Origin of the sequence: Lysinibacillus sp. NPDC048646 (genome assembly GCF_050272295.1) — a bacterium.
Taxonomy (GTDB): domain Bacteria; phylum Bacillota; class Bacilli; order Bacillales_A; family Planococcaceae; genus Lysinibacillus.
This window is the reverse complement of record NZ_JBNNLZ010000008.1, coordinates 61,827-83,968: the sequence shown is the minus strand read 5'-3', so window position 1 is coordinate 83,968 and position 22,142 is coordinate 61,827. Positions and strand designations below refer to the sequence as shown.

Annotated in this window: 25 protein-coding genes; 11 read left to right on the top strand and 14 right to left on the bottom strand. The window is 34.6% G+C overall.

What is annotated here, in order from left to right; all coding sequences use genetic code 11:
- Nucleotides 1-31 precede the first annotated feature (31 nt).
- Genes ACQKII_RS11205 through ACQKII_RS11185 form a run of 5 tightly spaced genes read right to left on the bottom strand, consistent with a single transcriptional unit; the run spans nucleotide 32 to nucleotide 4,259 of the window.
- Nucleotides 32-1,630, bottom strand: a complete 1,599-nt coding sequence (locus ACQKII_RS11205) for a hypothetical protein (protein WP_427459212.1) — start codon at nucleotides 1,628-1,630, stop codon at nucleotides 32-34.
- Nucleotides 1,620-2,321 (bottom strand): ABC transporter ATP-binding protein, encoded by a 702-nt coding sequence (locus ACQKII_RS11200; protein ID WP_427459210.1) that lies wholly within the window; start codon nucleotides 2,319-2,321, stop codon nucleotides 1,620-1,622. The genes ACQKII_RS11205 and ACQKII_RS11200 overlap by 11 nt, the downstream gene beginning before the upstream one ends.
- Nucleotides 2,322-2,339: 18 nt before the next feature.
- Nucleotides 2,340-3,119, bottom strand: coding sequence for an ABC transporter permease (locus ACQKII_RS11195; protein ID WP_427459208.1), 780 nt, complete (start codon nucleotides 3,117-3,119; stop codon nucleotides 2,340-2,342).
- Nucleotides 3,116-4,024 (bottom strand): ABC transporter ATP-binding protein, encoded by a 909-nt coding sequence (locus tag ACQKII_RS11190; RefSeq protein WP_427459206.1) that lies wholly within the window; start codon nucleotides 4,022-4,024, stop codon nucleotides 3,116-3,118. Before ACQKII_RS11190 ends, ACQKII_RS11195 begins: the two co-directional genes overlap by 4 nt.
- Nucleotides 4,005-4,259 (bottom strand): PLDc N-terminal domain-containing protein, encoded by a 255-nt coding sequence (locus tag ACQKII_RS11185; protein WP_427459204.1) that lies wholly within the window; start codon nucleotides 4,257-4,259, stop codon nucleotides 4,005-4,007. Before ACQKII_RS11185 ends, ACQKII_RS11190 begins: the two co-directional genes overlap by 20 nt.
- A 186-nt stretch (nucleotides 4,260-4,445) precedes the next feature.
- Here ACQKII_RS11185 and ACQKII_RS11180 point away from each other — a divergent pair, with 186 nt between their 5' ends.
- The 4 genes from ACQKII_RS11180 (at nucleotide 4,446) to ACQKII_RS11165 (ending at nucleotide 6,742) form a co-directional block, all read left to right on the top strand.
- A complete protein-coding gene (locus tag ACQKII_RS11180; RefSeq protein WP_427459202.1) occupies nucleotides 4,446-4,985 on the top strand; it encodes a helix-turn-helix domain-containing protein in 540 nt (179 codons plus the stop codon).
- Nucleotides 4,986-5,088: 103 nt separating this feature from the next.
- On the top strand, nucleotides 5,089-5,949 hold the full coding sequence (locus ACQKII_RS11175) for a YitT family protein (RefSeq protein ID WP_427459200.1): 861 nt from the start codon (nucleotides 5,089-5,091) through the stop codon (nucleotides 5,947-5,949).
- An 87-nt stretch (nucleotides 5,950-6,036) separates the two neighbouring features.
- Nucleotides 6,037-6,333 carry a LysR substrate-binding domain-containing protein gene (locus ACQKII_RS11170; RefSeq protein WP_427459198.1) on the top strand — a complete coding sequence of 99 codons (297 nt, stop codon included), beginning with the start codon at nucleotides 6,037-6,039 and terminating at the stop codon, nucleotides 6,331-6,333.
- Nucleotides 6,334-6,439: 106 nt separating this feature from the next.
- On the top strand, nucleotides 6,440-6,742 hold the full coding sequence (locus ACQKII_RS11165; protein WP_427459196.1) for a hypothetical protein: 303 nt from the start codon (nucleotides 6,440-6,442) through the stop codon (nucleotides 6,740-6,742).
- A gap of 259 nt (nucleotides 6,743-7,001) precedes the next feature.
- On the opposite strand, the gene ACQKII_RS11160 is transcribed toward ACQKII_RS11165, so the two are convergent.
- From ACQKII_RS11160 to ACQKII_RS11145, 4 genes are read right to left on the bottom strand one after another with little or no spacing between them, the layout of a single operon-like run.
- Nucleotides 7,002-8,522, bottom strand: a complete 1,521-nt coding sequence (locus ACQKII_RS11160) for an ATP-binding protein (RefSeq protein WP_427459194.1) — start codon at nucleotides 8,520-8,522, stop codon at nucleotides 7,002-7,004.
- Nucleotides 8,506-9,207, bottom strand: coding sequence for a response regulator transcription factor (locus ACQKII_RS11155; RefSeq protein ID WP_427459192.1), 702 nt, complete (start codon nucleotides 9,205-9,207; stop codon nucleotides 8,506-8,508). The genes ACQKII_RS11160 and ACQKII_RS11155 overlap by 17 nt, the downstream gene beginning before the upstream one ends.
- Nucleotides 9,208-9,242: 35 nt before the next feature.
- Nucleotides 9,243-9,857, bottom strand: coding sequence for a DedA family protein (locus tag ACQKII_RS11150; RefSeq protein WP_427459190.1), 615 nt, complete (start codon nucleotides 9,855-9,857; stop codon nucleotides 9,243-9,245).
- On the bottom strand, nucleotides 9,857-10,435 hold the full coding sequence (locus ACQKII_RS11145) for a class I SAM-dependent methyltransferase (RefSeq protein ID WP_427459188.1): 579 nt from the start codon (nucleotides 10,433-10,435) through the stop codon (nucleotides 9,857-9,859). Before ACQKII_RS11145 ends, ACQKII_RS11150 begins: the two co-directional genes overlap by 1 nt.
- 297 nt (nucleotides 10,436-10,732) lie before the next feature.
- Between ACQKII_RS11145 and ACQKII_RS11140 the strand changes: the two genes are divergently transcribed.
- The 7 genes from ACQKII_RS11140 (at nucleotide 10,733) to ACQKII_RS11110 (ending at nucleotide 15,236) form a co-directional block, all read left to right on the top strand.
- Nucleotides 10,733-11,635, top strand: a complete 903-nt coding sequence (locus ACQKII_RS11140; protein WP_427459186.1) for a hypothetical protein — start codon at nucleotides 10,733-10,735, stop codon at nucleotides 11,633-11,635.
- A 91-nt stretch (nucleotides 11,636-11,726) separates the two neighbouring features.
- Nucleotides 11,727-12,170, top strand: coding sequence for an ABC transporter permease (locus tag ACQKII_RS11135; RefSeq protein ID WP_427459370.1), 444 nt, complete (start codon nucleotides 11,727-11,729; stop codon nucleotides 12,168-12,170).
- 213 nt (nucleotides 12,171-12,383) lie between these two features.
- Nucleotides 12,384-13,262, top strand: coding sequence for an ABC transporter ATP-binding protein (locus ACQKII_RS11130; protein ID WP_427459184.1), 879 nt, complete (start codon nucleotides 12,384-12,386; stop codon nucleotides 13,260-13,262).
- A gap of 23 nt (nucleotides 13,263-13,285) precedes the next feature.
- The gene (locus tag ACQKII_RS11125) at nucleotides 13,286-13,996 is read left to right on the top strand and encodes an ABC transporter permease (RefSeq protein ID WP_427459182.1); all 711 of its coding nucleotides are present in this window, start codon (nucleotides 13,286-13,288) and stop codon (nucleotides 13,994-13,996) included.
- A 61-nt stretch (nucleotides 13,997-14,057) separates the two neighbouring features.
- Nucleotides 14,058-14,501 carry a response regulator transcription factor gene (locus ACQKII_RS11120; protein ID WP_427459180.1) on the top strand — a complete coding sequence of 148 codons (444 nt, stop codon included), beginning with the start codon at nucleotides 14,058-14,060 and terminating at the stop codon, nucleotides 14,499-14,501.
- 61 nt (nucleotides 14,502-14,562) lie between these two features.
- Nucleotides 14,563-14,964 carry a hypothetical protein gene (locus ACQKII_RS11115; protein ID WP_427459178.1) on the top strand — a complete coding sequence of 134 codons (402 nt, stop codon included), beginning with the start codon at nucleotides 14,563-14,565 and terminating at the stop codon, nucleotides 14,962-14,964.
- Entirely contained in the window at nucleotides 14,961-15,236 is a 276-nt protein-coding gene (locus tag ACQKII_RS11110) for an FtsX-like permease family protein (RefSeq protein ID WP_427459176.1), read from the top strand. The genes ACQKII_RS11115 and ACQKII_RS11110 overlap by 4 nt, the downstream gene beginning before the upstream one ends.
- 107 nt (nucleotides 15,237-15,343) lie before the next feature.
- On the opposite strand, the gene ACQKII_RS11105 is transcribed toward ACQKII_RS11110, so the two are convergent.
- The 5 genes from ACQKII_RS11105 to ACQKII_RS11085 form a co-directional block, all read right to left on the bottom strand.
- A complete protein-coding gene (locus ACQKII_RS11105) occupies nucleotides 15,344-16,456 on the bottom strand; it encodes an HBL/NHE enterotoxin family protein (RefSeq protein ID WP_427459174.1) in 1,113 nt (370 codons plus the stop codon).
- 22 nt (nucleotides 16,457-16,478) lie between these two features.
- Nucleotides 16,479-17,723, bottom strand: coding sequence for an HBL/NHE enterotoxin family protein (locus ACQKII_RS11100; protein WP_427459172.1), 1,245 nt, complete (start codon nucleotides 17,721-17,723; stop codon nucleotides 16,479-16,481).
- A gap of 57 nt (nucleotides 17,724-17,780) precedes the next feature.
- Complete coding sequence (locus tag ACQKII_RS11095) at nucleotides 17,781-19,100, bottom strand: alpha-helical pore-forming toxin family protein (protein WP_427459170.1); 1,320 nt, start codon at nucleotides 19,098-19,100, stop codon at nucleotides 17,781-17,783.
- A 1,052-nt stretch (nucleotides 19,101-20,152) separates the two neighbouring features.
- Nucleotides 20,153-21,196, bottom strand: coding sequence for a Fic family protein (locus tag ACQKII_RS11090; protein WP_427459168.1), 1,044 nt, complete (start codon nucleotides 21,194-21,196; stop codon nucleotides 20,153-20,155).
- A gap of 445 nt (nucleotides 21,197-21,641) precedes the next feature.
- Nucleotides 21,642-22,106, bottom strand: a complete 465-nt coding sequence (locus ACQKII_RS11085; RefSeq protein ID WP_427459167.1) for a DUF523 domain-containing protein — start codon at nucleotides 22,104-22,106, stop codon at nucleotides 21,642-21,644.
- Nucleotides 22,107-22,142 lie beyond the last annotated feature (36 nt).

Sequence of the window (22,142 nt, the reverse complement as noted above, 5' to 3'; positions counted from 1 at the left end):
TATTTGTATTTAATGATATTTCTACTATTTTTCACACATCCTCACATTTTCTTAATTTACTTTGACTTTTCCCTATTCTAGTGAGTAAAATCGTCATGCTTGCCATCGTTAAAATCCCCATTATACTTATTGCCACCCACTGTGAAACACCCATCGTAAGTAGACTAAAATGGCTGATACAAATAAATACGAGTAATGGAAAACCATAAAGTAGACTCATTAAAACGTTAGGATTTGTCTTAACCGCTTCGGATGGATTTTTCCATGTCAGTAATGGATGTCGCCTATCATAAATCGGCGTTAACAAATTGTAATTAATAATTAAGCCCAAGGTAATAATCAAATATAGTATGTCAAAAGTACTGATTTCACGAAATAAGAAATAAATTCCATAACTGAATAGCACGGATATTGCGCTCATGACAGAAGAGATGGTGACTTTTGCTAAAAATACTTTCCTTCGATTTAACGGTAGCATCCTGCTCGTTGTAAAATGTACGCCCTCTCTTGAATAGGGTGTTCCACTCATATTGTTTACACAGCTTATACATAAAATCATATAGACAAAAATGGGAATATCTTTACTCAAATAAAATTGCATTCCCGTCCAATCTGTTTGACTAAAAGCGAGATAGATACACGTAAAGATTGGGGATAATAGCAAACCTAGGAGTACTTGCATCATAAAATAAGGTTCTGCTTGGATAACCCAATACTCACGCTGCAAATACAACCCCCAACTACTTTTTATAGGATACAACCGAACAGTAGACTTATGTTCTACGCTATTTCCGAATAAAACATTCTTATAATAATTGGATGTTAAATTCTTTACAGTTGCTCTATATAAAAGATAACAAACACTTAGTAATAACAAGAAAGAACTCATACTACTTTCCATGGCATAGGGCATCACAATTACCTTGATTAATAACTGTTGCGTGGCAAAGCTATATCCTATGTCCAGGAAATCTACTAAGAAAGCAGCTAAACTTGATAGTGTTAAAACATCTAAGTTGCTTATAATAAATGTCATGTCCTCATACTTATAGATGAAAAAGTACACGAAAGGAGCTAATCCAATCAATAAAACAATGCCAATCCTTGTAGATAAGTACAAAATTGCATTTGAAAATCGGCTTCGGAATCGATTTAGGATGGATAGTACAGACAGAAGGAATATCGCTACAAAGATATTCATCAACGGTAAAAATGCTAAAAAATTAAACGCTTCATGCAGTTTATAATTTAATAGCACAAGTATAATTGTTGGAATGTGGAGAATAGCACCGACTATCAAAGGGTATGCTAGGCCACTTATTAGTTTAGCTATGACGATTTCTTTTGATGAAATTGGTAGCCCTGCTAGTATCGAAAAGTCACGCTGACTATATACAATTGCTATTGCAAAATAAGCTGTCAATACATAAATAACCACGTTTGACAGAATGACATTATAAAATAAATACGTCTCAGCAGTTCCAAAAAAATAAATCATGACATTAAGCCCTAGATACTGAATAGCTAAATAAAATATAGCGATGACTAACATCACTTGTAGCATCGGTTGCTGCGGTCTTGTATAGATCGATGTCAAAAAAATCTTTACGAGCTGAAAATTAAGCTTCATATGCTTGCTTCTCCATGAAAACCATTTCTAAGTTTCCTTCTTGTAAAAGCTTCTCTAGAGACTCATGTAATTCAATCTCTCCACCTTTTAAGAAGGCAATCGATTTGCAGATTTTTTCAGCAACATCTAATAGATGCGTAGAGAAAAGTACAGTTCCGCCACTCTCTACGTATGCTTTCAAATATTTTTTAAATGTGACAACAGCGAGAGGATCTAACCCATTTAATGGCTCATCCATAATGAGAATAGGTGGACTAATCGTAAAAGCCGTAATAAGAGCCATTTTATGAAGCATCCCATAAGAATACGTCCCCATTGATTTATAAATACTGTTCTCCATCCCAAACGCCTTTATCAAGCTGTCTAGCTTTTCTTTGTTTTCTTTTTCATATAATGCTAAAACATAATTTATCCAGGTATATGCTGAGATATTTTTAAATACTTGAATTGTATCTGGTATAAAATAAAACTGCTTTTTATAAGTAATTTCATGAGATTTCGGAACATGATTAATCGTTATCTGTCCATCATCTTGCTCTACTAATCCCGTAATACAATGGAGTGTAGTTGTTTTACCCGCTCCATTCGCTCCAACAAATCCTACAACATCACCTTGTTTAATGTGTAATTCTACGCCCTTTAATACTTCATGTTGCCCATACATTTTCTGTAAATTACGTATAGTTAACACGCTCTCACCTACTATCTATTAAAATTTCTTTTTCGCTATCCAATAATGCATCGTCAATATCATGCCAAAAATAAGAAGAAGCGTAACGATTACATTGATTTCCCACCAAGCACCTACACTACCTGTCATTAGAAAACTCGATGCACGCAAACTGAAACCCGCTGGATTAAATATGTCTAAGACCGGATGCAAACCAGCAATTAAGCGACATAGTAGTAATACAACAATACTTACTAACGCAATCACAGCCTGGCTATTAAAAAATGTACTTAACATCGTCACGAATGTAATGATGAATAGCAACCATAGACAATACAGGGCAAATGCTAAGATGACCTGCGCAATAGGTATAGATGAAAATAAATACAGTGTATAGCCATACGACGCAATATAGCCAATCGCCAAACTAAAAACCACCAACAAATAATGCGTGCCGATTTTACTACCTAAATAAGCTGAAATCGATACGGGTCTTGTTAAAATAAATGCTAACATCCCATTTGCTTTTTCTGCTTGAATGACACTCATGACAGCAACGATCACGATGATGATACCTAACTGATCAAACTGTGAATTTAATGTCGAAGCTAATACTTCGCTCCCCTCTGGTTTGGCCATTGTTGGATCAATCATAATGCCTCCGACTCCGCCAAGTGACTCTAATATCATGGGCAGATAATACATCATGATTGGTTGCGTAATACCTAGTAACATAAAAACAATGGGCAACCAAAGTATCTTATATTCTTTTACCATTTGACTAAATTCTTTTTTACTTAATATCGCAAAAGTATTCATACATCCACCACCAATGCCAAAAATGTATCTTCTAGGCTCTCTTTAACGCCTATTTCAAACTTTGTAATCGCTATTTTTTGATCCATAGCATTTTGTAATAATTGATATCCATCTACATGAAGTTGATTGACATGTATTTTAAAACCCTCTTCATAGTTCTCAACTTTCTTGACATAAGGTAAATGCTCAACTTTTTCGAGCCATTTGAAATCATCTTTCTGTACTACTAAATAAACAGCAGATTCTTGATTTCGATGGAGCAATTGCTCTTTAGTAGCGTCTTCAATTTTCTGTCCATCTTTGATGACAACGAAACGTTCACAGATTTCTTCTGCATCACCCAATATATGGGTAGACAATAAAATCGTCGTTTCACTTTTTATCTCTTTGAGTAAATTTAACACTTCTCTTCGTCCTATTGGATCTAAGGCAGATACAGGTTCATCCATGATAATTAAGGTTGGCTTGTGGAGCAAAGCTTGTGCAATGCCCAAGCGCTGCTTCATGCCACCTGAAAATGCGCCGACTTTTGACTGCGCTTCTTTCGCTAACCCTACCTTTTTTAAGATTAGCGGAATATCTTTCTGCAATTGTTTTTTTGTAATACCGGACAGTGTGCCCATAAAGAGTAATGTGTCATATGCTGTCATCCAAGAGTAGAAATTAGGGTATTGAGGTAAATAGCCAATTTGATTTTTCTTCATGGCTATATTTTGCCCATCAAGAACAATACTCCCCTCATCCGCATTTAGAATATCTGCAATGATTTGAATTAACGTTGACTTCCCTGCCCCATTTGGTCCGATTAACCCCACACACTCATTCTCTTCAATGACCATCGAAAAATGATTGACAGCCGTTTTATGCTTAAATTTTTTCGTTACATTATTGATTTCTAAGCGCACGTTCATTTACATCCTTTCTGCCTATCGTAAAATATAAAATCGGTCCAATTGTATTAAATAACACAATCACAATTGTCCACATAAGTACGTTCTCTCTTACTTTTCGATAACGGTATAAATCAATTAGGGCAATTAAAATCAATAAAAATCCAACAAGCAAAAACGGAATCAAGATGGGTAGAATACTTGCCCAATCAATGTGACTTATTTCATCGAAACCATAGTGTAACTTCATAGCTGTTCACCTCATTCATTATCATTATCAATAATGATAACAAAAGGATTTAATAATTGCATTACTTTTTTACACTATACATTTGAATTAATTTATATTATATTTTTTGATAACATTCGCAACTTTTATAATTAAGTTTCATTTTTCTTAATTTTACAGCGTTCATGCTTATTGGAGGAGTTAAATATGCGTAATAAAGCAGAAGTTTTAATGCATCCTGTGAGAATGAAAATCTTACAGGCGCTCATGCAACACAAAGAAGATGGTTTAAGTACGTTAGAGATGAATAAAATTATCAAAGATGTTCCTCAAGCAACTCTTTACCGACATATCCAAATTTTAGCGGATGAAAGTATTATTAAGATTGTCAAGGAAAGAAAAGTGCGTTCAGTTGTTGAGAAATTTTATGCTTTAAATGAGGATGCAGCCCGACTGAATCATGAGGACTTGAAGAATTTATCGCAGGAGCAAAAGTTAAACTTTATTTCCTACTATCAATTATTCTTACTAACGCAATACCAAAATTATCTATCCTCGATTGCTGAAACCGAACATGTTGAAGACACCTCGACATTTTCATTAGTAGATTTAACATTATCAAACGAGCAATTTGATCATTTTCAAGAAGATCTAAATAATTTAATGACAAAATATTATAAAATGGGCACCCTAGATGCAGAGACAGAAACTAAAACGATTGCTTTCAACATTATTCCAAAGCCTTAGGGGCAATATCCAAATTGCTTTCATTTTACCCAGAAAATATATTACAATAGTAAAACACTCTGTTAAGAAATAACATATTGCTAAGAAGAATTGGAGAAGATTTATGAAAAAAGGAAAGTTATTGCAAAACATTCGTAAAATTATCATGATTGTCATCGGTGCAGTCATCGCAGCCTACGGACTTGAGGCTGTGTTAATTCCCAATAATGTGATCGATGGTGGTGTCACAGGGATTAGTATTATGGGCGCGCATCTATTTGAAATACCTTTAGGTGTGTTACTCTTTGTATTAAATATTCCATTTGTCTATTTAGGCTATAAACAAGTAGGGAAAACATTTGCCTTAATGAGTATTGTCGGAATTGCGGCGTTATCCATTTCAACTGTACTTTTACACGATGTCAAGACTATTTTAGGACCTAATGATCCCTTATTAATCGTATTATCTGGTGGTTTATTGCTAGGTGTAGGGATTGGGATTGTTTTACGTAATGGTGGCGCTTTAGATGGCTCTGAGGTTTTAGCAGTCTTACTATCGCGTAATATTCCATTCTCAGTCGGTGATATTATTTTATTTATCAATGCCTTTATTTTTATCGGCGCAAGTTTTATTTTCGGACTTGAAAGTGCCTTATACTCTGCTTTAACTTATTACATTGCGAAAAATGTGATTGATATTATTCAAGTCGGTTTGGAGAAATCGAAATCTGTTCGTGTTGTTAGTGCCAAATCAGAAGAGATTGGAGACGCTATTCAATCTCGCTTAGGACGTGGCGTTACCTATACACAAGGACGAGGCGGTTTTTCGAACGAGTCTACTGAAATTTTAAACTGCGTGATTAACCGTATGGAAGAAAATAAGCTTGTATCGATTATTAAAGATATCGATGAAGGGGCTTTTGTCGTCATTTCAGACGTTTCTGAAGTACGCGGCGGTAACTTTAAAAAACGCGATATTCACTAATACAACAAGTAAGCAGCTCCCTCAGTGGTCTGCTTACTTGTTTTTGATTCCTCTTTTTGTAATTAGATTTTCATCCAATTTACAAGGATGGAGTTTGGCACACTCGATGGCATCATTGGTTGTGTTGCAGCAGGGCTTGGTGTTAGCTTACTTCCTTGTGCGATTGCCGAAAAGTACATGACGACACAATCACTGGCTTTTCATGTCTTAGCAACCAAGCAAGCTCAAATCCCTACTTGGTTTATTTATTACAATGAAAGGGTTCTATCCGCCGATTTGACGATTCTATCCTTCACTTTAGCGATTCTATCCGCCACTTTGACGATTCTATCCGTCACTTTGACTGATTCTATCCGCCACTTTGACGATTCTATCCGTCCGTAGCAATGCCACTATTCTTGATTTAATAAGTTAACGTCATTTATGATAGTAAGAACCAGTTGATTTTATTGTTCCATCAACGGTAACGTCTAGCGATAAGGAGTACTAAATGGATATATTTATAGCAAGTAATCATCAGTTACCCATACGTTATTATGTCAATGAAGCGATTTGGATTCGTCGCGGTTGCTCCTCCCTTCCTCAGTTAACACTTCCGTTTTTTGTAGAGGTAGAAGTCAAGAACACATTGAATTTACAAATAATCACCGAATACGTGTCGGAACTTCAAAGACAATATAAGCAAACCGAAATACAAATTCTTATTAAGGACACAACAATATTCGTAGAAATGTTAGAAAACATCCCCTTGGGTATATCACCAAATCACCTTCTAAAAATCGAAAAACTATAGCAGAAGTCGGTACTTCTATTTCCTTACAACATTCTAAATTACCGACTTCATCTCTTTAACGATACAACGTTTTGACCTACTAATTCCCACTTGATGCTTGCTTTTATACATAGTCAATGCCTTTTAAAATTATCTTCAGAGGGACCTCATAGACTTGATTGCATAAAGCATAGTAATCAACAATATGCATGAAAGAATAATGTACAATCTCTGCGCTAAAAAATACATAATGTGATTGGCCCTTCCACAATTTAATTGTTTAGCACTTTGCTGCAATTGGCAACAGGATTGTAAACTGTAACATGCCATCTTCATAATTTGCTCGAATTTCCCCCATATGAAGTTCAACAATACTTTTGGCGATGGCAAGCCCAAGACCTGAACCCTCAGATGCACTTGTTCTCGCTTGATCTTTTTTATAAAATCGTTCAAATAAGTTCCCTAATTCTTCGTTCGTAAACTGTTCACTCTGATTGGCTACGCAGATTTGAAGGCTATTATATTGTTTCTTTAAAGAAACTTTTATTGCTCGGCCACTCGTACTATATTTGATAGCATTCATTAATAAATTATCAAAAACACGCACAATCTTTTCCGAATCGACAGAGGCGTCTATGCGTTCTTCGGGGAAATTTTTTTCAAATACAAGGCCACGCTCTTCAGCTTGTGGAACCAATTCTTCTATTAGTTGATCAAGTAGCTCATTGATACATACCTTGTGTTGGTTTAATACGATATTTTCGTTCGTTAGTTTCGTGTACTCAAATAAATCATCAATTAAATTCTTTAATTGCTCTGACTTTGAAAAAGCAATCTTTATGTACTCCTCATATTGCTCTCTATTGTCATATCTCCCTTCTCTTAATAAACGTAAATACCCCATAATTGACGTTAAGGGTGTCCGCAAATCATGCGATACATTGGTAATTAATTCATTTTTTTGTTTTTCAATGCTTCGTTCCTTTTCTATATTTGTCATAATTGCTTCAGCCATATGATTTACATTCTCTGTTAATAATGCAATTTCATCTATCCCTTTCTTTTTTATTCGATAGGCTAAGTTCCCTTTTGCTATTTCCATAACCCCCTTTGCCAACTCCTCAATTTGATTCATTTTTCGTTTCGTTATATAGAAAAATGAAAAGGTAAAAACAGCAATTGCAATAAATAAAGGGATAAGGCCCTCTGTCGAACTTGCAATTACCATCCCCTCTGGAATACCATTGACAAATAAATATAAGTTTTTACCTTCTATAGTTAATGGATAAAAAGCAATAAATTCTTGCGCCGATTGCTCGATTGCCGGTATCTCATACTCATAGAGTGGATGGTTAGTTGCAAAATCCATAACATGACGAATTGTATTATGCAAATTGATTTGCTGCTCTTCCATTTGTTGTGTTTTATATAAAATCTTGCCGCTCTCATCAGTAACAAACACTTTCAACGCACTCTGTTTCATGTCAAGCTTTACATTTTCTGCTTCAATCATTTGCTGTAAAGATTCTACACTATTTTCATTGATAGCCAAATCTGCCGCACGCTGCGCCTGAAAATTTATTTGCTGCATTCCCTGACCATAGTCAATTGTAGCTGTTTGATTTATATTCAAAATGAATGGAAGTGTTGCTCTAGCTGCAAGTACACCTAAAAAAGCACAAAGAATAAAAGTCGTTAATAGTTGAATTCTAATGCTTTGTCTAATTTTTTTTATAGCATTTACAATGAACTTTTTTAGTTTGTTGCATATGTAATGCACTAGCTTAAAGATCTTTTTCAATTTTGTAACCTACTCCCCAAACTGTTTTGATATACTGAGGATTTCTCGGATTATTCTCGATTCGCTCCCTTATTTTCCTTATATGTACCATCACGGTATTTTCTGATTGAAATGCTTCCTCTTGCCATACTCTTTCATAAATTTGTTGTGCACTCATGACCATTCCTTGATGTCGTGCGAGTAATTCCAAAATCGAAAATTCCCTCGGTGTTAACTTTATCTTCTGCTCAGCTACGATTACTTCATGTGTCGCTATATTAATGCGCATATCACCAATCTCTATTTCATGGACATCCTTGCCTTCCGCACTACTCATTTTCAAATACCTTCGAAGCTGCGATTTTACACGCGCAATTAGTTCCAATGGATTAAAGGGTTTTGTTACATAATCGTCGGCACCCATTGTTAAACCAACAATTTTATCCATATCTTGTGTTTTTGCCGACAACATAATAATCGGCATCTCAGCTATTTCTCTTACTTTCCTACACATCTGTATACCGTCTACTTGAGGCATCATGATATCTAAAACAATTAAATGAACTTTGTGTTGCTTTAGCAGCAATAGACCTTCTTCTCCATCACTAGCTTGTACTACTTCATAACCCTCATTTTTTAAATAAATGGTGATAAGATCCCTAATTTCCTTCTCATCATCCACTACCAGTATCGTTTCTTTATTCATACTATCCCACCATTTTTTAGATTAATAATTTATAGTTAACCATTACTTCTCTTTATTTTTAACATTTTCGCTAATTTTCGTTTATAACAATAATACATAATCCACAAAACCATAACGGTGACCCCAAAATATAAACCATATTGCGTGGCAAGTTTTCCAATGTGTTCGATATGTTTGCCAAAGAAAAAACCAAGCGTAAAATAAATCATTGTCCATACAAAGCCTGCTGTGTACGAATACAAAGCATAAATTTTAAATGACATGTTATTCATGCCAACTAAATAAGGAATAATGTGCCTAATTACTGGAATAAAATAACTTATCACTAAAGCAAAATGCCCATACTTATTAATGATGTCTTTTGATTGTAAAAGGTATTTTGCTTTGTTCTTTTTCACCAATTTATCAAGAACTTTAAGACCAAACACCTTGCCAAGGATATAGCCTAACGAAAGCCCTGAAACAACGCCTAAATAAGTTAAGATAAAAGCAGGAATCAAACCCATTTTTTCTAAAGATGATAAAAATCCACCACTCATGACAATCATCTCATCAGGAATGGGCATGCCGACGATGCCAAGCCATAGACTAAAAAATAACGCAAAGTAACCATAATGTTCGATAAATGCCATCAAATCCTGTAGTTCCATTACTTACTTATCCTCTGACTTCCTTTTTTGCAACTTAACACATAAGCAGGCGGAAGATTCACCCAAACCTTTTTCAATGAAATGTCGTCAAAAAATTTTTCGATAAAGGATTTCCTAACGAGTGAATATTGAAAAGTAATAAATGCTCCATTTTCTTCTAAGGTCTCGTTTACATTATTTAATATTCTAGATGAAAGTGCTGGTTCCAAAGATGTAAAAGGTAAGCCCGATAATATATAGTCAATTTTTTGAATATGTAATGATTTCACATACGTACGCAAATGTTCGGCTGATCCATGTATGACAATGACACTTGAATCATCTTGATATTTTTTCTTTAATGCAGTAGAAAACACTTCATTATTCTCAATTAGCACGAGTTTCGTTTGTTGTCCTTTTCTCTTGATAATTTCTTTTGTAAAAGAACCTGTTCCCGGACCTAATTCAACAATACATTGTGCTTGTTCACAATTAATGGATTCCACCATTTTTTTCGCTAGTATTTTCGAACTCGGTGAAATCGCTCCTGTATTTTTTGGATGTTTAATAAATTCGGTAAGGAATGTTATAAATTGCATGTAAAATCTCCCCGTCTTAGGTTTTGTAAGTTAACTCTTACTATAGGGAGCATTTCTTAATAAATTGCATGGACATTTCTTAAGTTTTTCTTAAGTGACAAAAATAACAAATTTTTGTAATCATAAACAGGTCATTTTATCTATACACTTTATGGAAATGAATTATTTATATTTTTTAAAAAGCTAGTAATTATTTCCCTCTTAAAATAGGCATACAATTGCATCCAATTGAATAGAAACCTATATAGGGAAGTAATGCCAATCTAGCTAAAGAATAATAAAGTGGGGTGTAAAGGAATGCTTGAAATAAGTAATGCAAAAGAGATGGTACTTGAAATTGTGCAACATGATCCACTTTTTGTCGTTATACAACATACGCCATTAGAAGAACAACTTTATAGTGATGTTTATTTATCGCACATTCATGAAAAAGAGCACTACTCCATTTCGGAGGTTGCCAATTGGTTTGAAATTACTGATACAATGCTCCGTTATTACATTAAACCATTTGAACAATATATTTTTGATAACACCACGATAAACCCAATCACTAATATTCGTTTAACTCTCTCTGCCATATTAAGGCTACGCATGATTCTTCTCTTGAAGGACGAATACCGAGTGAAAGGCTTAAAACATCTTTTAGGTATTGATGAAGATGGACAGCTCCTCAAACATCAAATAACGGCCACAACACTGGCTTCTACCGATGAATTAGCCAATAAAGTCGATGTGCTAGGGAATGTTTTGCAGCAAATGATACAAACAGGACTTTTTGATATGCAAACAAGTGATAAACAAGGCATCTTTCAAATTTCGATTAACCAAGATTTTCTCGCACAAAATATGCAATCACTTTCCCCTGAATCAAATCATCAAATTACGGAAATTCAAAAAGAAACAGCAGAACTTAAAGATGAAAATGAAAATCTGCAAAAGCAAATACTAGAGCTACAAGAGGGTAGTGTGAAAGATATTGTCAAAAAAATCCGTGAACGTCATATAGAAAATGAAATTGTTTCAACATTACGTACAGAAGCCTTACAGCAATTTTCAGCGCAAAATAAGGCTGGCTTTTTCGCAAAAGTTTTTCGCTCTGCGCAAATTGAGTTGGAAAAAGAGAAATTTGTGGTAGACTATATATCGCAGCATTTAGAAGAACGATTAGAAAAGGCATTAAGTGCATACTATGAAACATAAACCATAACCAGCAACCTCTCCACCTACTTTCAATGGAGAATTGCTGGTTTTATTTCGGTGCCAGGCACCCAAACAATTTCCATACAATTAAATTAACATTTTTTGTCATTCTGTTTATTGTATTTGCGTATTTGCTAACGTAAACTTTGGCATCTATGTACTAGATATTGTTCATGTGGGCTCTATCTGGCTTGTCCTTCTAATTAATAGTTTAGTTGCCTTGGTATCTTTATCATTAGGGGCTCTGTTATCAAGCTTTGCTGCATCAGAGTTTCAAATGATGCAATTCATCCCCCTTGTCATTGTGCCGCAAGTATTCTTTTCTGGCATCTTTCCGCTCGATAGTATGGTCGAGTGGTTACAAAATATTGGTCGTATCATGCCCCTTTATTATGCAGCCGATGCATTGAATGGCGTGATGTACAAAGGATATACCTTTAGTGAAATTCTAGTAGATTTATTGAAACTTGCAGGCTTTGCGCTTGTGTTTATCGTGTTAAATATTATTAGCTTAAAAAAATATCGTTCCTTATAATAATTCTCTACAGGTCCTGCCAGTAAACACTGAGCAGGATCTTTTTGTAGTTATTCCAATAGTAACAACAGACAAAAATAGAAAATTGCCCCACTTTTTAAAAGCAATTAAGTGAACATTAATTTATAATAATCTTATACGTGAATCAAAAACAACTAGCAAAAAAATCTCCATGTAAGCATAAAGGTCCATCATTAAAGAAGGGGTGTAAAAATGAAACGTATTTTGGAAGTACAGAACATCACTAAACAATATAAAGGCAAGAAAGTTTTAGAGAATGTTTCATTGTCTATTTATGCTCAACAGATCGTGGCACTTGTAGGAAAGAATGGCTCCGGCAAGAGTACTTTACTAAAAATTATCGGCAACTTAGTGGATCCAGACAGCGGTGTTATTGACAAACGACATCAATCTCTAAAAATTGGCTACGTGCCAGAAGTAACCCCTTCTCAAATTTTATTTACCCCACATGAGTATCTTTATCATATGGGCAGTATTAGTGGCATGCCTAAAAAGCCATTACAACAACGAATAGATTACTTACTGGCTATTTTTAATATGCAAGAGGCTCGCCATACAAGGATTGTCCATTTTTCTAAAGGCATGAAGCAAAAAGTCATGATTATGCAGGCAATGCTCGAAGAAACGGATCTCCTTATATTGGACGAGCCATTATCGGGTCTTGACCCTAAAGCACAAAGTGACTTAGAAGATACACTGGCCTCCCTAAAAGACAATGGCCTAAGTATCGTTTTAACTTGTCATGAAACAAAATTACTAGAAAATCTCGTAGATCAGGTTTTTGTCATTCAAGATGGTCAAGTCAGTCCAACGGATTCATTACATGATACAGAAAATCAAAGCAATAGAGTGATTTTTGAAATTTCCAGTCAACAATCACTGGAAGAGTTATTACCTTTTATTGAAATTCAACATCAACGCTCCTTGCATAATGATGTCAATGAACTAATAGTAACAGTGAATCAACAGCATACAGACAAAATCCTATTGGCATTACTTCATCAAAATGCCTCCATTAAACAACTACTGCCTACAAATCGGAAGAAGGAAGAATTCTATAGCCATTTCTAGATAAGGGGGAACTATAAACCGAGATGAAAAATTTATTGCGCTATCAATGTATCAATTATTTAAGAACTAAAAACTATATTCCACCTTTTTCAATTTTCATTTTGTTTATTGTCGTGAATTATACATTTGTGCCTAATCCCATATTAGACAGTTATTCTTTTACATCGATCATGCTGTTCTTTCTCATGGGGTGGTTTACAATAACCGTATTTCATGCTGAGGACGAAGGGCAAAAAGTCATTACCATACTCCATTCTAAAGGGCAAAGTGCGTATAACAGGGCACTTTTTACTATTTGTATAGCTATCGGTTTTTGTCTAAGCACGGTGTCAGTGATTTACCCTATTCTGATTGGTGCGTTTAGTGAACAGCCAAGCGTATTACATCTAATAATGGGTTTTCTATCTCACTTTAGTCTTGCTGTACTTGCTATTGCACTATCTGCCATTTTCACGAGAGAACTCGTCAAGAATAGGCAAAATACTTGGTGGGGCGTTCTTAGTATCCTCATCCTATCTGTTGCAATTGCCACGTTAAAAAGTGTAATTCTACAAGTGAAAGGACTTATTTGGCTGTTTCCCCCTCTTCATCTAGCTTTAGAAATGATGAGCTCAGATGATAACCTAAAAAATATATCCTACATATTTTACTGGCAATTTGCTTGGATTTTTATTTATAGCCTGCTATTGATAGGTTTATTCTTTTTCACCTTGAAACACAAACGTAAATTGTAATGGCGTAAAAATCCTCACTTTTTATAATTGGAAAATTTTACTACAAAGGACTGAACGAACCATGCTTAAGAAAGCCAAAGTTTTAATTGTTGAAGATGAACATGATATTGCGAATATCGTTAAAGATTATCTCTATGTTCATCATTTCGAGCCTTCCCTAGCGCGAACTGGCGAAGAAGCTATTCGCTTTATGGAAAAAGAAATCCCTGATTTCATTATTCTTGATCTTACGCTTCCTGATTGTGACGGCATCCAGTTATGCCGTCAAATTCGTGAGAAAAGTAATGTTGCGATTCTTATATTAAGTGCGAGGGGCAGTGACACAGATAAAGTACTTGGATTAGGTTTCGGTGCTGACGATTATATGACAAAACCCTTCTCCTTAAGTGAACTCGTAGCAAGGATAAATGCACACTTACGTAAACAGGATAGATTATTACAGAAACATACGAAGAAAAAAGAAATACTTCAAATCGACAATATGGAAATCAATAAAACAGAATGAGATTGCTATCGGTGTAAATGTTGCAAGAACTTTTAATAAAAGTCTAGGTGATGTGATAGACGTGTATATTCAAGGTCATGAACATAGCTTAATCATTACCGGCATTTATCAATCCATAGCCAATATGTCCATCTCTGCAAGAATTACAGCTGACGTCGTCAAGGTTCATCAAGCAGACTACTCAGCGTCCCTACTCAGTATGATTAATTTACACAATGAAACGTTGGCAGACCAAGTAGTAGATGAATTAAACCAAAAATTCGCAGGCTCAATCTCAGCTGTAACGCAACAGACGTTATTAGACTCCTTTTTCAAAGTGGCAATTGCCGTTTTATTCATCCCGCTATCGTTTATGGGGATAGTATTAATGACCATTACTTGTATAATTATTTTCAGTGTTTCTCGTATTAATGTGTTAGAAAAGAAAGCGGCACTTACGGTATTTATAAAGCCCTCGGAATGACTTCTAATAATATTAGATGGTCCATTACTTTTAGTGTTTTTATCCTGTCGGTACTAGGGGCTTTACTCGGTATTTTTTTCGGTATAAAGTTAATACCGCTTGCGCTAAAAAACATTATTTTGGAATATGGATTAACCGAGTTACCACTTGTTATAAATTGGCCTCTAAGTATTGCAATAGCTTTCCTAAGCATTGTTGCTGCTTGTATTTGCTGCTGGCTATCAACCAAAGTTATCGCTAGAACCTCTCCTCGTATCTTGCTTGTAGAATAAAAAAGTGCCTCCTCACTACAAAGTGAGGGGGCACTTTAATCATGTGTAATCCGATTATAATAAAGCTAAAAAATAGTGCAGACGCTCCTATTCTGTGTGGCAACAGGTTACATTTTCAATTCTTTTATCCCTTCTTTTAATGTGTTTGCATCTATTTTCAATGTTTTCCAGCTGTCTTTAGCTGCATTCAAGTTAGGTAGTAAAAATTTAAATTTATTTTGATCGGCTTTTTCAGCTGCATTCTCAATATGTCTCAGCACGCCCGTATATTGAGAGTCTAAGTCATTCCATTGCGCAGACATATAAGTAAGGGCATTAATAGCATCATCGAGTGCATTATACATCTCACTAATACTATTATGTGCAACTCCAACTACACGATTTAATGTTATTTTATAATCAACTGTCTGTTGTAATTGTTTTAATAAAGGCTCTAATTGACTTAGATTCTCTTTTGCTATCCCCAGCATAATACCTCCGGCAATCAATGTAGGTATAGTAGGTACAGCTATTGTTATGATGCCATCAGATTCTAATTTTTTATAATAGTTTACTGATTCTAAAACTTCATTTAGGCGCTTTTGATCGTCCTCAACCGCAGCCCCTTGGTTTTTTAAAATCGTCTGTAAGAGATCTTTATTATTTCCAAATGCTCTAACATCTTGGCCAATAGCGTCCCTTAATTTAATTAATTCTGCTATTAATTGTTGTGCATATTTTTGATTTAGTTGAATTTCACCTTGTAAATCAGAAATTCCTTCTATTAAAGTCTCTCCATCTGTTGTATTAATTGCCTCTACAATTATGTCATAATAATTTTCAAATTTTGTATCGTATTCAATAATACCTGTCAATGTATCTATCAGCTGTTTTTTTACTTTTGTATCCCATGTAAGGGCGTGTGCTCTTGCATCTTTTTGATCTTGTACAATTTTACCGGGTAAATCTGGATATCCATTAATATTAATGCCTTCAAAGTTCACATCTGGATTCTTAATTAACATATAAGAATAGGCATTCATAGATTTCGCAAAAAGTCCTGCCTTTTGCAAGGTTTCTTTCATCTTCACTTCGTTTGCCGAAAGAGACGTATCATCATTGTTAGTTTGCTCAATTTTGCTTGTAACTGCAAAAGCTGCTACTGGTGAGACTACAGAAGATGTTGTCAAGGTTAAAGCCGCAGATACAGCGAGTAGTTTGTAAAGAAGTTTATTATTCATTTTAAATTCCTCCTATCTATTTTTAATTCATTAGTTCTTGTGTAAAAGCAATGTCTTTTGCAATAAACTCTGCATCTTTATGGATATCATTCCAGCTTTGTTTGGCTGCTTTTAAATCATCAGGTATTAAAGAGAGCTTATGGTCTTGCATTTGATCGATATTATCATATAAATCTTTATAATTTGCCCCCATTGTATGCCATTGAAGTTGAATATTTGTTAGAGACATTATCGCTTGATCTACTGTCTGATACAGATATGTCAGAGTGTCTTTTGTGTTAGTAAGTGAAATAACTGCTTGATTAGCAAGATCGGCTTTCATACTTAATTCTCCGATTTTATGTGAAATTTCGTTATAAGAGTTCATGTGACTAGACGCCACAACACCAGCTGCTGTACCTAAACCAATGCCCGCTGCACCGAGAGCTGTAAGGCCACCCACAACAAGCGGTGTCGCTGTGCCGCCAGTCACAACAATTACGACCCCTCCTGCAATAGTGCCAATAACTAAAATGGCTGCTCCCAATCCACCACCAATTGACCATGCTAATACATTGTCAAAATGTGCTTGCTGAGTAGAACGTAGATGCTCAATTTCAGCTTGAAGTTGTGGAACCAGTGCCTGTTTTCCTGCTAATATTGCGGTTAATCCCCCCTTGCCATCTGGACCACCCACATTATTTTTAAAATCTATCGTATTTGTATACAGTTTTGTTTTGAAAGCTTCTAACATCTTAATGACTTCTGTAACTTCTTTTGAATTTATATCAATTGTACTGACTAAATCACTTATGCCTTCTTTTAGGCCTTCCTTATCTTTCTTTTGTGCAAAATCTACTAATGTGTCGTAATAATTCTGAAATTGTTCATCGTAATTAACAATATTACGTGCTGTCTTTTGAATCTTTGGTTTCGCTGTATCTAACCAATAATTCGCATTGATTCGAGACAGGTCCTGATTAAGGTGAATATTTTTGATTAATTCTCCCCCTTCTGAACCTAAATCAATATTGGATAGGTTTACATTCGGTTGTTTAATCATTGTTTTTGCGTACAAATCCATTACAAGAATATGAGATCCTGTTTCAGCCAACGCTTTCTTCAGTCCTTCAGGTCCTAGTTCATAATTCCCTATTTTCTGTACTTGAGCAATCTGTTCTTGAACGTTCTGTTCTTGTGCAAGTGCATGAATAGCACTACTGTTAGTAGCAGTTATAACCGTTGCCAAAGTAACCACAGTCAACACTTTATATGGAAATTTTTTCATATTTATTTCCCTCCCAATTTTTCGATAGGTTAATATAGTTTTCTCAAATGCTAACTATTAAAATTTATTAACCTGTTCCTCAAGTTGACTTATGACATTTTTTAATCGTCTTAATGTATCTTTTTGAGACTGATTGTTAGCAGTATCAACATCCGTATATAAAGTTGTGATGCTATTTTTTATTAGATTCAAATCTTCTTTATAGCGTTTCATTAGATCAAGTTCTACATCCACTTGGCTAGCAAATATATGCAAATCATGTTGCATAAGAAGAAGCATTGATTGTTGTAAATCTGCTATTGTTAGTTTTGTTGTTAAATCATATAATTTTTGGTTTTGCTTCTCTAAATCATCTAAATATGCACGCTGTTCTGCCATTAGTTTATTTACTTCAGCGAAGGTACTATATGTTTTTTTGATTTTTTCTGGGTCAATTGCTTTCATCAGGTCATACTCTTTTGTTTTTGTAGCTGCAGCTGCAGCAATTTCACCTTGTTTGTCTTTCTCAATTGCTTCACGAGCTTCTTTTTTGGCAGCTTCAATCTCTAGAGCAGACATACCCTTGTCTTTTGCTTCTTGCTCTGCTTTTTTCTCTGCTTGTAAAATAGCGTTGTTAATTTCTTTTCCTTTGTTATATGCTGCTGCAGCTGTTTGAGCGGCTGGTTCAAGGATATCTTTTGAAAGACTATAAATCTCTTGGAATATATTAAGTCCTTGTTCATTTAAAGCTCCTGGTACCAATGCTATTTGCTGTAAATTATGTTGAATGGATTTTTGAGTATCTAGTAATTCACCTTTAAGCTTGTCTATTTTCCCTGTTCCCTCTGAACTTAGTATTCCCTGCGCTTTTATCACATCAGTATCAAGGTCTTTAAGTTTTTTATCGAGCTGTGATTTTAGATCTGTTAACTCATTAATTTGAAGTTGCGCGTTATCTTGATTTGTCATCGCCATTTCTTGAAGGACTTCCAGTCTATCCAAGAAACCTTCCTTATCTTCCTTATTGTCTACAAATTCTTTTAATGTTGGATAATAGCTATGAAATTTAGTGACAAATCCTTTACTTTTTGAATTTAGTAGCATTAATTTTGGATAAAGTTCTGATGACCATTCTTTCATATCTTGTTTTATGAGGAATTGCTCCGTATTTAAAGCTGGTACTTCCTCTAACTGCACATTAGGACTCATTAAAGCTTGGTCTATATACATTTGAATCAATTTAGATTGTGCACCTAATTTTCTTAATGATGAGGAAAGAGCCATGTTCTCTTCTTGAATCTCCGCTTGAACTATAGGCGTTGCAAAAGTATGAATAGGAAGAACTCCCGTAGCAACTATGGATGTAACCATCAATCCTGTAATTATTTTCTTTTTCATTCTGTTTACCTCCTCTGTATGATCTTTATTCACAATAATTTAGTCGATTTCTTACACATTTTGAGCACCCCAATATACTTATAGTTTTAGGAAAGAGCCTTGCCTAGAATAACGTTTTCCTATGATGTAAATTTTAGATATATTCACATTTTTTGGCAAATAATAGTTAAAATAATCTATTTTATGTGCAAAATAGATGATTTCCACTGTTATTTTGATTTTAAAATAGATTAATAGGAACAAAATCAATATAAATATGTCACAATATGGGGAAAATCAGCAGATAGATGGTTGAAAAATGACATATTTTTAGTTCTAGTGCAAAATCACTAGGGAAACTGTAGAAATCTGATACAAGTCACGCTAGACAGGACATATTGGGCAGAAAAACAAATCCTATCCATTAAAAATATTATCAACCTGATAATAACAGCTATATGGTTGGGTCCTTCAGTATGGAGCAGAATAGCGAGAAGAGTTGAAGAAACATAAATGAAAGTTAAAGATAAGTTGGAATGATTTTTATATAAAAACAAGCGTTCATAACATTGCAAAGCACTTTCTAAAAATCGATGTTGTTTTTGCAGTTTCAGAGCGTCATTAATCAATGAAAAGCTTTCCATAACTTACTTCGATAGAAACAAAAGAACCAATTGCCGATTAAAGTCTGACAATTGGTTCTTAGTTTTTTGGTTTATTTAGTAGGTCCTGATTAGCCCCCGAAATAATTAACACAGGTATTACTTTTTTATAATTTCAAACAATGGTTTGGTACTTGAATCTGCGGCGACATGTTCTGGAAAAATAAAACGTTTTTGATCACGTTGAAATTCAATCTCTAATTGCTACTATTTTCGTAATTGTCAAGATAGTGAGAAAGTGGAATTGCTCTGACACCGTCGTCTTCAACACTTATACCTACATCAGAAACTCATAACAGTCCATTCTGCACACTCTCAAAGCAACCGAGTAGATCCTCTTAAATTTTCTGTGTTTTTCAAAGAAATTACATGCAAAAGGCTATTCTCACTGAATTGTGCGGTCCTCCCACTTCAAGATTGGACTTTCATCCAGCGCGCATTTCTCCCTTTTGAAATAAGTTTAATTTCACCTACTAATTGCAAATCAGTTAAAGCTTTACTAATTGTACTTTCGGCTATATCTGGATAAATGCTTCGAATGCATTCTTTTGTAAAAGGTTGTTTTTGATTATGAATAAAATTCTGAATTCGCTCTATCTTAGTATGTCTGCATATAGAATCCAGTACTCTGTTATGTAGATCTTTATAAACCTCTAAAATAATAGTTAAGAAATTTTTTAACCAGAAGCTAATATTATGCCCATTACAGTACCAATTAACCGATGATTTATAGATGGCTTCATAGTATTCTGACTCGCTTTTCTTTATATATTCATCTAAACAAACATATTTTACAAATGTATGTCCGCTTTTTACTAATAATAATTGCATTAACATAAGTGTTAATCTACCATTACCTTGACTAAAAGGGATTATGCAATAAAGATTCAATATAAAACGAGCTATCAATAAAAGTGTAGGTAACTCTTTTTTACGGTTTAATAAATTGTACTGGTTGCATAATTGTTCTACAGCCATTGGAATATTTTCAGGTGGAAGAGGACGATAAAAAATCGTGTGCATTCCTTTTTCAGGAATTCCTGGGATAGAAAATGGCTTTTGGCGCCATTTTGCACTGTCAGAGGTATTAAAATGAATTAATTGAAAATGCAATTCTTGTATAGTATCTGGACTAATAGAAAAAGTACAAGATTTTTTATGTACAAGAGTCAGCGTTTCATAATAACAAAATATCGCATCTTCCGAAATTGATTGGGGTATCATATCATCTAAAATAAGTTCTTTTAATCGCTTATTTGAAACTTTTATATCCTCGTAAACTGAAATATAGTTTTTTATGTATTGTAGGGGTATAGCTTTTTCAAGGCTAGTGAATATATCAGGTCTTTGCTCTTGATAAGCGGTCAACTTTCCTTTATATTCACTAATTTCACTAACTAAGTTGATTAGTTGTTGCTCAATATTTATGTACTGGTCTTCGAAAAAATTTCTCATTTTGTTCCTCCTTTCTTGGAAATCATTTTGCTTTTCCTTTGTTACAATCATACATATTATTATTTTCAAATGCGAATCTTCAATAAATTAAACAAAAATACCAAAAATAACATCGTTTATTATTCTGTATTTGTTAATTCAGGGTATAAATGTAGCACAATTGTAAGATAATTACGCATAATTCTTATCGGCAAATTCGTTTGAATATAAAAATGTCACAATAAATAATAAATAGACCTATACATTTTAAAATTGTGATTATTCCCTTAAAGTAATATGAAAAAAGACAAAAGTTATAGTCAATTCAGACTGTATGCCGTCAGCTACACTCGCCGCCTGCGCTCCAATCAACCTTACGAGTCTATAGGGTATTCGAAGTAGTCCCCATCCGAGCTATTAAGGATATACAACTGTAGAGATTTTTTAAGCATGCATCAAATATGGCTTATTGTTTTTTCAAAAAATCAGTATAATTTTCTTCCGACAGCACAGTTATATTATTTCTTCTAAGTAAGGCAGTTGTAACACCTACTCCAACTAATTTTGTGCCACTAAAATCACCATTGTAAATCACAGCACTACCACAGGAGGGGCTAAACTCTTTTAATATGACTGTAGAAGCGCCTACTTCTATTGCTTTCTGTAATGTCGCGTAGGCACCTTTTACGTACAGCTCTGTGACATCCCGACCAGATTTTTCTAACACAAACGCTTTACCGTTTAGGACATCTTCGCCGTCTCCTCCAACAATTTCAGCTGGTTCTCGTGGTGTAGAAAAGCCGCCCATTAATTCGGGACACACTGTCACAGCCTCATTTTCATTCACAAGTTGTTGGATTTTTTCATCCAAGCTATCGGTCCCATTATACCGAACCTTTAACCCTGCTAAACAAGCACTTATTAAAATCATACATGTACCTCATTTCCTTATCATCCCAGTTATGTA